Below are 13,185 nucleotides of genomic sequence, written 5' to 3' on the forward strand. Positions count from 1 at the left end.
TGTCACAGCGCCGCCGGACCACGATTCGGTCCGGCGGCGCTGTGACGCGCGTGAAGTGCTGAATCTGTTCAGGCGGGGCTCTTGCACTCTCCCCTACCGCTATGGCACAGTCCCCATAGGCATACGACGTTGGATGTCCTACGTCTAACTCTCCCCCGTCCAGCTCACCTACCCCGCGAGGACAAGGCCGTCCTCGACAGGCACCCGGAGGTTCTTCATGAGCAGTTCTCTTCCCACCCCCGTTGATCTCCCCCTCGCCGCCGCCGGCATGAGCAGACGATCCTTCTTGCGGTTCAGTGGGTCGCTCGCAGTCGCCGGAGCTCTGACGGCCTCCCTCGCGGCCTGCGGTGGTCCCGAGTCCAGCTCCAACGCCGGCCAGGGCACCCCGGCATCGGGCCTGGACAATGTGGACGCCGTGATCGGCTATAACAACAACAGCAGCTGGGATCCGCTGAACACCGGCTCAGCGTTCGCGATGGCCGCGCACAACCACGTGTACGAATCCCTGTGGGATGCCGAAGCCGTCAGCCGCAAGCCCTTCGCCGCGCTGGCCGCACAGATGCCGCAGGACCCGGGCGCCACCGAGTGGACGGTCAAGCTCCGCGACGGAGCAACCTGGCACGACGGCAAGCCGGTCACCGCAGAGGATGTCGTCTACTCGTTCGGCCGCGTCCTGTCGACCGACAAGGCCGTGCTGACGAACGCCTTCTTCGCCAGCTGGCTGAAGGAAGTCACCAAGGTCGACGACAGCACCGTGAAGATCACCCTGAAGTTCCCGTTCGCTGCCGCAGTGCAACGGTTCTCGATCGTCAAGATCATTCCGAAGCACCACTTCGACGGGCAGGCTGACGACTTCTTCAACCTGGGTGCCAACGCGCTGGGCTCCGGACCGTTCAAGGTCGCCGGCCACCAGGATACCTCGTTCACCAAGTTCGCCGCCCACGACGGCTACAACGGGCCCCTCAAGCCTGCCTTCAAGACCATGCAGTGGAACGTGTCCGTCGACGCTGCTGCTCGGGTCGGTCTACTCACCTCCGGGGTCGGCGGTGTGCAGGTCAGCGACAACATCCCCCAGGACAACATCGATGCGCTCAAGGCCAAGGGCCTCACCGTCGAAGGCGCCGACAGCATGAATCTGCTGGGCCTGGCGTTCAACACGAGCAAGAAGCCGTTCGACGACGAACGCGTTCGTCAGGCACTGCGGATGGCGATCGACACCCAGAAGCTGATCGACGTCGCCATCGCCGGTAAGGGCACGCCCGCCACCGGATTCCTGCACGAAGCCAGCCCCGACTACGCCAAGGCCGCGACACAGTTCGACTACAACCCGACCAAGGCGAAGCAGTTGCTGGTCGAGGCGGGAGTCAAGTCGCTCGAGGTGCGCTTGCTCTCGACGAACATCTCCTGGACCAAGATCGCGGTCAACACCATCAAGGAAGGGTGGGATGCCATCGGCGTCAACACCACCCTTGATGTCCAGGAGACCGCCGCGTTCAACTCGAAGGTGGCGGCGGGAGATCCTGCCGATGCGCTCACCTTCTCGGGTAACCCGAACCAGTTCGGCGCGGACGCGGACCTCAACATCCGGTGGTTCTACTCGAAGTCGACGCCGTTCCTGCCGTGGAACAAGTGGGGCGACACTCCGGAGTACCAGGAACTCGACCAGCAGCTGCAGGCAGCGCTCGAGGAAGCCGACGCCACCAAGCACAAGCAGCTCATCGACAAGGCCATGGACTTCATCGCCGAGCAGGCGGTGATCTACCCGGTGATGCACATGCAGCTGTTCACCGCGTGGGACCCGACCAAGCTCAGCGGCTTGCAGCCATTGGACATCCCCGGCCTCAACCTCACCAAGGCCAAGCGGACCGCCTGACCGTCCAACGGGGGGCGAGCGCCCCGTGCCGCTGACGTGTGCGGCCGGCGCTCGCCCCATCCGACGTTGCGATCTGCTGAAAGGAGAACCGGATCATGGCCGTGGTGCTGCGCCTCCTGGGTCGCCGGTTGATCTTCCTCATCCCGTTGGTGCTGGGGATCATCCTGTTCGTCTTCACCGTCATGCAGTTCTCCGACACGGATCCGGCCATCGCCGTGTTCGCCGATGCGCCCGTGTCCCCCGACCAGCTCGCGCAGTTCCGTGAGGCCAACGGGCTCAACGATCCGTTCTTCGTCCGCTACTTCGACTTCCTCGGGCAACTCGTGCAGGGCAGGTTGGGCAAGAGCCTTGCCACCGGCGAGAGCGTGACCCACATGATCGCAACCTCGTTGCCGCTGACTCTGCAGCTGACCTTCCTGGGTCTGATCATCGCTCTGGTGCTGGCCACAGTGTTCGGCATCGTCTCGGCGATCTTCCGCGACCGGTGGCCCGACCAGCTGATCCGGATCGTCACCCTGCTCGGCGTTGCGGCGCCGTCCTTCTGGGTGGCACTGCTGCTGGTGCAGTGGCTGGCGATCGACCACGCGATCTTTCCCGCGAGCCGGTACGTCAACCCCGCCGATTCCATCAGCGGCTGGCTGCAGACCATGACCCTGCCCTCCATCTCCCTGGCCCTGCCGATCGCTGCCCAGATGACCCGGATCATCCGTACGTCGATGGTCGAAGAACTGGACAAGGACTACGTCCGCACCGCCCGCGGCGGCGGTCTGCCACCGATCGTGGTGGTCGGGCGCAATGTGCTGCGCAACGCGCTGATCAATCCCTTGAACGTGTTGGGTCTGCGGATCGGTTACCTGATGGGCGGCGCCGTGGTCATCGAGCAACTGTTCAACCTGCCCGGGATGGGCCAGGTCATGATCGAGGCCGTCAAGAACAACGAACCCGCAATCGTGCAGGGCGCGGTGCTGACCATCGCCCTCGGCTTCGTCGTCATCAACCTGATCGTGGACGTCCTCTCGTTGATGGCGAACCCGCGGCTTCGGAGTCACGCATGAGATCCCAATTGGCACAGAAGCTCTCCACACCCGGCATGCGACTGGGTCGGCTGACCGCCGTCGGCTGGATCGCCGTCCTCGTGATCAGCCTGATCGTGCTCGGCGCGCTGTTCGGGCCGATGCTGATCAGCATCGATCCCAACCTGCAGACCGTCAGCGCCGACAAGGCCCCCAGCGCCCAGCACCTGTTCGGTCTGGATGGTCAAGGACGCGACATCCTCGCCCGGTTGGCGCAGGGTGCCCGCTGGTCCCTCGCGATCGGGCTGGGAGCAACCGCCATCGCGTTGGTCGCCGGCGCCGTCATCGGGGCCGTGGCAGCGACCAGTCGCAAGATCATCGACGAACTCATCATGCGACTGCTGGACATAGTGATGGCCTTCCCCGGCATCGCACTGGCCGCGGTCCTGGTCGCCGTCTTCGGACGATCCCTGCCGGTGCTGATCATCGCGATCGGCTTCCTCTACACGCCGATGGTCGCGCGGATCGTCCGGGCCAACGTCCTGGCCCAGTACGGCGAGGACTACGTCGCTGCCGAGAAGATCATCGGAGCCCGTTCCTTCTTCATCCTCGTCCGCCACGTAGCGGTCAACTGCGCCGCTCCGATCCTGGTGTTCTGCACCGTCCTGGTGGCCGATGCGATCGTCTTCGAGGCGTCGCTCAGCTTCATCGGTGCCGGCGTGCAGCAGCCCTTCGCGTCCTGGGGCAGCGTCATCGCCGAAGGCAAGGATCTTCTACTGCTGGGCGGCTGGTGGGCCACCGCATTCCCGGGACTGCTGATCTTCCTGACGGTGGTGTCCCTGAACATCTTGAGCGAAGGAATCTCCGACGCCCTCGCCGCCCCATCGGCGAAAGCCGCCAAGGCGGCAAAGGTAGCTGCCGTCGCAGAAGAGATCGACGCCGTCGAACAGACGGGAGCGGCAGCGCCGGTGGAACTTCCCGGCCTCGCCGAGGCCGCCGACCGGATTCGTCCACGGCTGCGCGACTTCTCCGACATAGCACCGGTGTTGAGCGTGCAGGATCTGACCATCCGGTTCGCCGGTCGCCACAACGGAGTCAACGTGGTCGACGGGGTCAATTTCGACGTCCGGCCCGGCGAGGTGCTCGGACTGATCGGCGAGTCCGGCTGCGGCAAGTCGCTGACCTCACTGGCGATCATGGGCCTGGAGCCGCGGGGCGCTGAGGTCGGCGGACGCATCACCTTCGACGGCCGCGATCTGCTGACGCTCAACCCGGCACAGCGCCGCGCCCTGATGGGCCGCGGGATCGCCATGATCTACCAGGACGCGTTGTCCTCGCTGAACCCGGCGATGACCATCAAGCAACAACTGGGCCAGTTCATCCGCCGCGGCGGCAAACGCACCGCAACGGAACTGCTCGAGCTGGTCAACCTCGACCCCCAACGGACGCTCAAGGCGTTCCCGCACGAATTGTCCGGCGGACAACGCCAGCGTGTGCTCATCGCCATGGCGCTCTCCCGGGAACCCAAGCTGATAGTCGCCGACGAACCGACCACCGCGTTGGACGTCACCGTGCAGGCCCAGGTGATGAAGCTGCTGCTGCGACTCAAGGACGAGCTCGGCTTCGCACTGGTGCTGGTCTCGCACGATCTCGCCCTGGTCTCCGACATCGCCGACCGCATCGTGGTGATGTACGGCGGCCGGGTCGTCGAATCCGGCGCGATAGACCAGGTGATCGGCCGACCTGAGCACCACTACACCCGAGGACTGCTGTCGGCAGTGCTGTCGCTGGAGGTGGGCGACCGCACCCTCACCCAGGTCAAGGGAGTGGTGCCCTCACCGGCGGACTTCCCGCCCGGCTGCCGCTTCGCCGGACGATGCCCGATGGCCACGGCAGAATGCCGCACCGAACAGCCGCCGGCCGTGCAGGCACCCGACGGCCATCTCGTGGCCTGCCACCACCCCGCAAGCACTCCCGACCGCCCCGGAAGGATGAAAGTGCTCGTATGAACCCCGCTCCGTACAATCCGTCCATCGCTGTCCCGGCCACCGCAACGAACGACGGCACCGTCAACCCGGACGCGCAGGATCTCCACGACGTCCTCGCGCGCCACGATCCGTCCGGCGTGCCGGTGATGGAGCTGCAGGATGTCAATGTCCGGCATCGCATCAACGGATCGCAGCTGTTCTCCAAGGACACCGTCTATGCATTGACCGGCGCGAACCTCACCGTGCGCGCCGGGGAGACGGTGGGCATCGTCGGCGAGTCCGGCTGCGGGAAATCCACGCTCGCCCGGACGATCGTCGGTCTCCAGCAACCAGCGCAGGGCCGCGTCCTGTTCAAGGGCAACGCTCTCTGGGAGATGAGCGCCCAACAGCGGCGCGTCGAGTTCGGACGCAATGTCGGCATGATCTTCCAGGACCCCTCCACCGCGCTGAATCGCCGTTTGCCGGTGCGGCTGATCATCCGGGATCCGCTCACCGTGCACGGCGTGGGCGACACGGCCGCACGCGACGCCAGGGTGCGCGAGCTGCTCGACCTCGTCGGCCTTCCGCTCAGCGCCGCCGATGCCCTCCCGACGCAACTGTCCGGCGGGCAACGCCAACGGGTCGCGATTGCTCGGGCGTTGGCTCTGAACCCGTCCCTGCTGGTGGCCGACGAACCCACTTCCGCGCTCGACGTCTCTGTCCGGGCACAGGTGCTGAACCTGTTGCTGCAACTCAAGGAAGAGCTGCACCTGGCGCTGGTGTTCATCTCCCACGACATCCAGACCGTGCGCCGGATGAGCGATCGGATCGTGACGATGTACCTCGGCCGGATCGTCGAAGAGCTTCCCAGCGAACACATTCCACAGGGGATCCGGCATCCGTACACCCGGGCATTGTTCTCCGCCACCCCCAGCATCATCGAGGAGATCCATCCCATCCCCCTCGACGGGCCCGTGCCCTCGGCCGTGCACCCACCAAGCGGCTGCCCGTTCCATCCACGCTGCTGGAAGGCCAGCGCTGAGTGCGCCACGTCGATGCCGCCCGTCGAAGTACTCAGCCGGATGCCGATGAGGACAGTGCGCTGCTTCCACCAACTGACCAGGCCGGGAGAGGCACCCGAAGAATCCCTGACCGGCTGACGAAGCGCTGCCGCCAGTCCTTCGCCCCAACCGACGCACAGCACCGCACAGCTCCGCTCCGCACAGCACCGCACCGCACCGCACCGCACCGCACCGCACCGCACCGACTGGAAAGGCATCACATGGCCGAGGTCAGACCGATCCGCGTGGCAGTCCTGGGCACCGGGTTCTTCGGCACCGCACTGGCCACAGCGGCACAGCAGCACCAGCAGTTCGACGTGATCGCCGTCAGCGACCTGAACGCCGAGTCCGCGGAGGCGCTGGCCACTGCGGTAGGCGCCAGGACCGCCAACCCGCGGGAGCTGATCTCCTGCAACGACGTCGATCTGGTCATGGTCGCCACTCCGAACCACACCCATGCCGCGACTGCGATCGAGCTGCTCAGGGCCGGGCGACATGTCTTCGTCGAGAAGCCGCTGGCCATCACACGAACCGATGTCGAGGATGTCCTCGCGGCTGCGCACACCAGCCAGGGGCTCCTGATGGTCGGCCACATCCTGCGCTGCCTGCCCGGAGTGCAACGGCTCCATCGGGAGGCGACCAGCGGAGCACTCGGTCAGCTCCTGGAGGGCCGTGCCGTGCGATCGCGTCTGGTCCACCTGCCGGAAGACACAGCGGACTGGTGGAAGCTGGATCGACGCCGCAGCGGTGGTGAGCTGCTCCACGAGATCCACGAACTCGACCTGCTCGTCTGGATCTTCGGTGTACCCGACGCCACCAGGTGCGTCGCCGGCGCCACCCCCGACCGACCGGGGGATCACGCCCCGACCGTGCACCGCACCACGATGACCTTCCAGAACAACGCCATCGCAGTGCACGAGGTGTCGACCTCGGCCCATCACCCGGAGTGGTCCCTGCGGGTCACCGGCAGGGAGGCGGCCCTGGTCGCCGACTTCCGCACGTCCACGGTCGTCAAGTACGTCGACGGAACCGTGACAGAGCAGTGGGAACTGTTCAATGGAGCGAGCGGAAACGACTCGCTGCGTGCGGCCTCCCGCGCCCGGCAGGCCTACAACGCCGCGGGCGCGACGACCCCGGAATGGATGCAGCAGGCCGTCGCTGCCGAACTCGACGAGGTTGCTGCGGCGATCCATCGAGGCAGCAGCGCCTTGCTGGCGCAGCCCGGTACCGCGGTGCTGACAGCACTGCGTGCCGAGGACAGCGACGCCGCGGTCCCTGTGGTGCTCACGTGAGCGTCGGCGTCGCGGTGATCGGCAGCGGAGCGATCGCCCGCGACCATCTGGCCGCGCTCGCGCAGATCCCCGAACTGGACGTCCGCTACGTCTACGGGTCCGATCTTTCTCGGGCCACGGCCGTGGCTGCGCACTACCCCGGCGCCATTCCCACCACCGACCTCGACCGGGTCCTCGCCGATCCGGCGGTGCACGGTGTCGACATCGTCAACGCCACTCCGGATCACGCACGGGTCGCCGTGGCCGCGGGCCGCGCCGGGAAGCATGTGCACGTCGAGAAGCCGGCCGCGCTGAACGTGGAGGACTTCGACGCCATGACGGCCGCGACCGCGGCGACCAGCCTGATGGTCGGCCAAACCGTCCGCTTCCAACCGGCCGTCGCCACGCTGGCCGCCGCGGTCCGTGCCGGCTCGATCGGCCGTCCCCGACTGACCCACGTCAGCTGGTACACCGGTTACGTCTGGCCCGGCGGGTGGCGCGGATGGCAGTTGGATCGCGAGAAGTCCGGCGGCCACCCGGTGCACAACGGCAGCCATTGCCTCGATCTGGCTGTCTGGCTGCTGGGCAGGGCGCCGGTGCGGGTCTTTGCGCGTTCCTTCCCCAGCTTTGCTGCCGGGATGCAGGTTCCCGACAGCTTCCACCTCACGGTGCGATTCGACGACGACTCGTTGGCGCTGCTGGAGATCTCCTATGCACTGCGCAAGCACGCTGATGTGTTGCGACGCATCGTGGTTGCCGGAACCGAAGGCACGCTCGCGCACAGCACGGAGGATGACCCCGGGCTGCACAGCGACGCGATCCGCCCGGCACCCAGCTCGGTCGAGAACGCGATGACAGCCCAATTGACCCACTGGGCGGAGGTGATCACCGGGCGCGCCGCCCCACTGGTCCGAGCCGTAGAGGTCCGCACCGCCCTGATCACCGCGCTGGCCGCCCAACGCTCCCTGGACACCGGGCGTGCCGTGGAGATCACCGACACCGGGATGGCAGATCAAGCAGTGATTTCCTCATGAACACCATCGTCCCGACACCGAAGCTCCGCGTTGGTTTTCTGTCCGGGATCCGGCACGCAGTTCCGTATGCGCAGATCCTGGCCGACCATCCCCGCGTGCAGCTGGTCGGCGTCGCCGAGGATCCTGACACCCCTTCCTGGATGCAGGACGACTCTGCCTCAGCGGCAGCGACCCTCGGCATCCCCTTTTTTGCCCGCGTCCAGGACCTGCTGGCCGCGGATGCCGCCGACCTGGTGATCGTGTGCAGTGAGCCGACCCGCCACGCAGACCTGGCGATCCGCGCCCTCGAGGCCGGCAGACATGTGCTGATCGACAAGCCTGTCGCGACAACCGTCGCCGACGCCGACCGGATCGCCGCAGCTGCCACGGCGTCCGGCGCCACGGTCAGTGTCGTCAACCGGCTGGCTTCCCCAGCGGTGCAGCGTCTTCGGCGCTGGATCGATGCCGGACACCTCGGTCTGCCGCTGCACGTCGACGTCGAGTGGTTCGCTTCCGGCGCCCACTTCGCGACGTCCGTCGAACGACCGGAACTCGTCGTCGACCCGTCGTTGTCCGGTGGCGGTGAACTGCTCAATTTTCTGCTCTACCCCGTTGACTACATCCGCGAGCTCACCGGGCTCGAGACCGTCGAGATCCACTGTGAGGCAGCGACTCTCTTCAGCGCAGCACACAAGGAGGCGGGGGTGGAGGACACCGCCATCGTCTCCCTGCTCCTGCAGAACGGGGTCACCGCCACCGTCACCCTGGGCCGGATCCCGGCCGCGCCCGGATCGGGGCCGGTGTCCTGCAGCATCCGACTGCTCGGATCCCACGGTCACGCCGTCGCCGACGACGACCACCCGCAGGTGACCCGCTACGGAACAGGGACCGAATCGATCAGTGCGGTCCCGGTCGACGGACCCAGCTCGACAGCCATCCTGCGCAGGTTCCTCAACGACCACGTCGACGCTGTGCTCGACAAGAAGCCACCTCGCTACACCCTCGCGCAGGCCTGCGCATCGCTGCGGGTCATCGAGGCTGCTTACGCCTCCACCCGCAGCGGCCAACCAGTCCAGCTCGCTCGCACCGCCACACCAGTCCTCAAGGAGAGTCCGTGACCATCACCGCCCAGCCACTGAACGCCCATCCCATCGCGCCGCGCTACACCGGCGTCATCCCGCCGGTCGTGACGCCTTTGACCGCCGACCGCGAGGTAGATGTCCGCTCCCTGGAGCGGCTCGTCGCGCACCTGCTCACCGCCGGCTGCTCCGGACTGTTCCCGCTCGGCAGCTCCGGGGAGACCGTGTTCCTCACCGATCGGCAACGCGACCAGGTACTCGACGTGGTCGTGCGCACCGCTGCCGGACAGGTTCCCGTCCTGGCCGGAAGCATCGAGACCACCACACCCCGCGTCATCGACAGGGTCCGCGCTGCAGAGAAGCTCAGCGCAGATGCCGTGGTCATCACCGCACCCTTTTATGCGTTGGTCGGCGCCCACGAGATCGATCGCCACTTTCGAGCGGTCCGCGCCGCCACCGGACTGCCGGTGCTGGCCTACGACATCCCGGTGTGCGTACACACCAAGCTGACCAACGATCTGCTGGTCGAGCTGGCAAGGGACGGCGTAATCGACGGCGTCAAGGACTCCAGCGGCGATGACGTGGCCTTCCGCAAGCTCGTGCTCACGCTCACCGATCTCGGGCTCACCGGCTTCTCGGCGCTCACCGGGCACGAGGTCGTCGTCGACGGGATGCTGCTGGGCGGTGCCGACGGGTCCGTGCCCGGTCTGGCAAATGTCGACCCGGCCGGCTACGTCCGGCTGCACGCGATGGCGGCCGCCGGTGACTGGACTGGTGCTGCGGCGCAACAGAATCGGCTCACGCAGCTGTTCAAGATCGTCGATGCCGCGGATCCCGCGACTACGTTCGGGGCGACCCGCGGGGTCGGCGCCTTCAAGACGGCACTGATGCTGCTGGGCATCATCGACAGCAATCAGGTCAGCCTCCCCATGCGTGCGCTGGACGACAGCGAGAGCAAGAAGGTGCGAGTTCACCTGGAAGCAGTCGGACTGCTGTGAGGCGACCCGACGACCTCCGATGCGGCGCCGGCACGCCGCCGGCAGCGGCGGTGGTCGGCGTCGACATCGGTGGAAGCAAGACGGCCGCCGGCATCGTCCTGGCCGACGGAAGCATCATCGCCCGCGCTCAGATCCTCACGCCGAGCGCTGCGGGTGCGGCCGCTGTCCTCGATGCCACTGCGGCCCTCATCCAGCGCCTGCTCGCGGAGATGCCGGTGGAGCTGATCGGCATCGGGGTCGGCAGCGCCGGGGTGATCGACACCGATCGCGGCACTGTCATCTCCTCCACCGACACGTTCCCCGGGTGGGCGGGCATAGACCTGCGATCGGAGCTCGCATCTCGCACCGGTGTGCGGGTGGCCGTCGACAACGATGTCGACACCCATGCGTTGGGAGAACTTCGAGCGGGAGCTGCCCGCGAGGCCAGGAACCTGGTGTACATCGCCGTCGGAACCGGGGTGGGAGCAGCGATCGTCCACGACCGTCGACTGGTCTCCGGATCCCGGCACGCAGCCGGCGAGATCGGGCATCTGCCAACACCCCTGGCCGGCACTCGGGTCTGCACCTGCGGTGTAACCGGCCATCTGGAAGCGGTCGCCGCCGGACCGGCCATGGTCGCCCACTACACAGCGCTCAGCGGGACTGCCGTGGGCGGACTCCCACAGGTTGCGGCGGCAGCCGACGCCGGTGATCCGATCGCGATCTCAGTGATTCGGGAAGGCGGCGCAGCACTCGGACAGGCGATCGGTGGTCTGCTCAACGTGCTGGATCCCGACCTCGTCGTCATCGGCGGCGGCGTCGCCCAGCTCGGGGAGCTCTGGTGGGACGCCGTCCGCACCGGGATCAGGACGGAGGCGATCCCGATCCTGCGCGACACCCCTGTCGTAGCAGCACGTCTCGGCACTGATGCTGCGATCCTAGGCGCCGCCAGCCTCATCTGGAAGGAAGCATGAACTACCTGACCAATGCTGCCAAACTCGAGATGCTCAAGGGCAGGCTCGTGGTCTCGTGTCAGGCATACCCCGGGGAACCCATGCGCCACTCCGACACCATGACCAGAGTGGCAAGAGCTTGTCTGATGGGTGGAGCCGCAGGCATCCGGGCACAAGGTCTCTCAGACCTGAACGCCATCCGCAAGATCACCGACAACCCCATCATCGGCCTGGTCAAGTCAGGCAACCGCGGCGTCTTCATCACCCCAACCCTTGAGTTGGCTCTCGCAGTCACGCAGACCGGTGCTGACATCGTCGCGATCGACGGGACCACACGGCCTCGACCCGACGGACTTTCCCTAACCGAGGTCGTCACACGTCTGCACGCCGACACCTCCGCGATGGTCATGGCGGACATCTCGACGCTGGAGGAAGCACTTAACGCTGTCGACGCCGGCGTCGATGTCATTGGAACCACATTGGCCGGATACACCCCCTACAGCAACAAGACCGACGGGCCTGACCTCGAGCTGCTTTCCGCCATAAAGAACTCCACCGGCACCCCGGTAGTAGCAGAAGGACGCATTCACACCCCTGAACAGGCAGCTAATGCGCTCCAGCTCGGTGCTCACAGCGTGGTCGTCGGTACAGCGATTACCCACCCGAGCACCATCACCAGTTGGTTCGTCAACGCTCTTCCCAATCACCGGTAGGTGACGGAAAGGCCCCCAGGTCCTGACCGGAACGCTCTTCGGCCTGTACAACCTGCCTCTGCCCGTCACCTGATCGGCCACCAGGCACACCGGCAGCTTGCGCGACTAATGACGTCGGCGCCCTTCGCGTCAAGGATTCTCGTCACCTCGCTCAGACAGAAGGACCCCACCGGGACTGTCATTCAGATGCCGCTGATCATCATCGCGACCCCACCCCTTGTGTCCAAGGTTCGCAGCAGGGTCTTGTCCCGCGTGTGGAAAGCAACCGATCGTTACCTTTACATCAGCGCCAAGTTGTAAAGCTTCCCGTGTACGCGCCAAATCTGAGGTTGCGTTACAACGTAAAGCGGACACGACTTCCGCGACACTTTCTCTCCTGTCACTCCCGTTCTCGGGATGGCCGGGTCGGGACTGTCTCGGTATGGGCCGGAGGTCTCCGAAGCGCCCCTACGCGCGGGGATGGGGAACAGGCGTAGTCATCCATGGCCACACTCCGCCTGCCGCGATCAGCGAGGCCCGAACCGGCCCCGCCCGTCCGGGTGATGATTGGCTGACGCAATCTGGCAGGGTCGCACCATGACCGTCACCCTCGATGGCCACTACAGCCCGGTCTCGCAGAAACCGCGATGACCGTCGGCGTCGTGGCGTGGCCCGACATCGAACTGTCGCGGGCCGTAACCGCGATCTGGCGCGCGGTGGCCGACGCTGGCTGCCCGTCCCTCGTCGGAACAGTGCAGATCCCCCACCTCTCGTTCGTGGTGGCCGACTCGTTCAACGGCGACGCGGTAGCCAGAGCGTGCGGCGCGGTCCCCCGCGAGCCGATCCAGATCGACGCCGTCACCATCGGTGTCTTCCCTGGCGGGATCGTCCACCTGGGCATCCGCCCGACAACCGCACTGCTCGAAGAGCACCGCCGCGTCCAGGCCGCCGCCGCGCCGTATCTCGTCGAACCGTGGCCGTATTTCGCACCCGACGAGTGGACGCCGCACATCACCATCGCCATGGGCCTGGACTCCGACCAAGTAAGCCGCGCCGTCAGTGCCACCCTGACGTCGCTCCCTCTTAGCGGACACCTGGTTCGCGGCGGCATCGAGGACGGCGACACCGGCCACCGGATCCTGCTGCAGTGACCGCGCGAGCGAGAGTGCTTCTACCGAGTCCATTGCCGCAGGTGAGGACAGGCACGTGCGTTCGCACTGACCACCGTGCCAAGATCCAGGGATGAGCGTGCGGGGGCAGAGCCGACGATCCCGACCACTGGGTAG

The 13,185-nt window shown here is 66.5% G+C and carries 11 protein-coding genes; all 11 read left to right on the top strand.

The features are described 5' to 3' along the window. Window positions 1-217 precede the first annotated feature (217 nt). The 11 genes from ABLG96_RS20645 to ABLG96_RS20695 all read left to right on the top strand — a co-directional run bounded on the left by ABLG96_RS20645 (window position 218) and on the right by ABLG96_RS20695 (window position 13,050). Complete coding sequence (locus ABLG96_RS20645) at window positions 218-1,873, top strand: ABC transporter substrate-binding protein (RefSeq protein ID WP_353649182.1); 1,656 nt, start codon at window positions 218-220, stop codon at window positions 1,871-1,873. 95 nt (window positions 1,874-1,968) lie between these two features. Beyond that, on the top strand, window positions 1,969-2,928 hold the full coding sequence (locus ABLG96_RS20650; protein ID WP_353649183.1) for an ABC transporter permease: 960 nt from the start codon (window positions 1,969-1,971) through the stop codon (window positions 2,926-2,928). Next, window positions 2,925-4,895: a dipeptide/oligopeptide/nickel ABC transporter permease/ATP-binding protein gene (locus ABLG96_RS20655; RefSeq protein WP_353649184.1), complete on the top strand. Its 1,971-nt coding sequence runs from the start codon at window positions 2,925-2,927 to the stop codon at window positions 4,893-4,895. Before ABLG96_RS20650 ends, ABLG96_RS20655 begins: the two co-directional genes overlap by 4 nt. 125 nt (window positions 4,896-5,020) lie before the next feature. Beyond that, on the top strand, window positions 5,021-6,013 hold the full coding sequence (locus ABLG96_RS20660; protein WP_353651609.1) for an ABC transporter ATP-binding protein: 993 nt from the start codon (window positions 5,021-5,023) through the stop codon (window positions 6,011-6,013). Between the two features lie 122 nt (window positions 6,014-6,135). Further along, window positions 6,136-7,206, top strand: coding sequence for a Gfo/Idh/MocA family oxidoreductase (locus ABLG96_RS20665; RefSeq protein ID WP_353649185.1), 1,071 nt, complete (start codon window positions 6,136-6,138; stop codon window positions 7,204-7,206). Then, complete coding sequence (locus tag ABLG96_RS20670) at window positions 7,203-8,219, top strand: Gfo/Idh/MocA family oxidoreductase (protein WP_353649186.1); 1,017 nt, start codon at window positions 7,203-7,205, stop codon at window positions 8,217-8,219. The genes ABLG96_RS20665 and ABLG96_RS20670 overlap by 4 nt, the downstream gene beginning before the upstream one ends. Then, window positions 8,216-9,316, top strand: a complete 1,101-nt coding sequence (locus ABLG96_RS20675) for a Gfo/Idh/MocA family oxidoreductase (protein ID WP_353649187.1) — start codon at window positions 8,216-8,218, stop codon at window positions 9,314-9,316. Before ABLG96_RS20670 ends, ABLG96_RS20675 begins: the two co-directional genes overlap by 4 nt. Beyond that, window positions 9,313-10,275 carry a dihydrodipicolinate synthase family protein gene (locus tag ABLG96_RS20680; protein WP_353649188.1) on the top strand — a complete coding sequence of 321 codons (963 nt, stop codon included), beginning with the start codon at window positions 9,313-9,315 and terminating at the stop codon, window positions 10,273-10,275. Before ABLG96_RS20675 ends, ABLG96_RS20680 begins: the two co-directional genes overlap by 4 nt. Beyond that, on the top strand, window positions 10,272-11,228 hold the full coding sequence (locus ABLG96_RS20685; protein WP_353649189.1) for an ROK family protein: 957 nt from the start codon (window positions 10,272-10,274) through the stop codon (window positions 11,226-11,228). Before ABLG96_RS20680 ends, ABLG96_RS20685 begins: the two co-directional genes overlap by 4 nt. Continuing rightward, window positions 11,225-11,920 carry an N-acetylmannosamine-6-phosphate 2-epimerase gene (locus ABLG96_RS20690; RefSeq protein ID WP_353649190.1) on the top strand — a complete coding sequence of 232 codons (696 nt, stop codon included), beginning with the start codon at window positions 11,225-11,227 and terminating at the stop codon, window positions 11,918-11,920. The genes ABLG96_RS20685 and ABLG96_RS20690 overlap by 4 nt, the downstream gene beginning before the upstream one ends. A 626-nt stretch (window positions 11,921-12,546) precedes the next feature. Further along, window positions 12,547-13,050 carry a 2'-5' RNA ligase family protein gene (locus ABLG96_RS20695; protein ID WP_353649191.1) on the top strand — a complete coding sequence of 168 codons (504 nt, stop codon included), beginning with the start codon at window positions 12,547-12,549 and terminating at the stop codon, window positions 13,048-13,050. Window positions 13,051-13,185 lie beyond the last annotated feature (135 nt).

The organism is Nakamurella sp. A5-74, from assembly GCF_040438885.1.
GTDB lineage: Bacteria > Actinomycetota > Actinomycetes > Mycobacteriales > Nakamurellaceae > Nakamurella.

Coding starts and splice junctions, on each gene's coding strand:
- ABLG96_RS20645 (WP_353649182.1), top strand. CDS start 218: ATGAGCAGTTCTCTTCCCACCCCCGTTGATCTCCCCCTCGCCGCCGCC.
- ABLG96_RS20650 (WP_353649183.1), top strand. CDS start 1,969: ATGGCCGTGGTGCTGCGCCTCCTGGGTCGCCGGTTGATCTTCCTCATC.
- ABLG96_RS20655 (WP_353649184.1), top strand. CDS start 2,925: ATGAGATCCCAATTGGCACAGAAGCTCTCCACACCCGGCATGCGACTG.
- ABLG96_RS20660 (WP_353651609.1), top strand. CDS start 5,021: ATGGAGCTGCAGGATGTCAATGTCCGGCATCGCATCAACGGATCGCAG.
- ABLG96_RS20665 (WP_353649185.1), top strand. CDS start 6,136: ATGGCCGAGGTCAGACCGATCCGCGTGGCAGTCCTGGGCACCGGGTTC.
- ABLG96_RS20675 (WP_353649187.1), top strand. CDS start 8,216: ATGAACACCATCGTCCCGACACCGAAGCTCCGCGTTGGTTTTCTGTCC.
- ABLG96_RS20690 (WP_353649190.1), top strand. CDS start 11,225: ATGAACTACCTGACCAATGCTGCCAAACTCGAGATGCTCAAGGGCAGG.
- ABLG96_RS20695 (WP_353649191.1), top strand. CDS start 12,547: ATGACCGTCGGCGTCGTGGCGTGGCCCGACATCGAACTGTCGCGGGCC.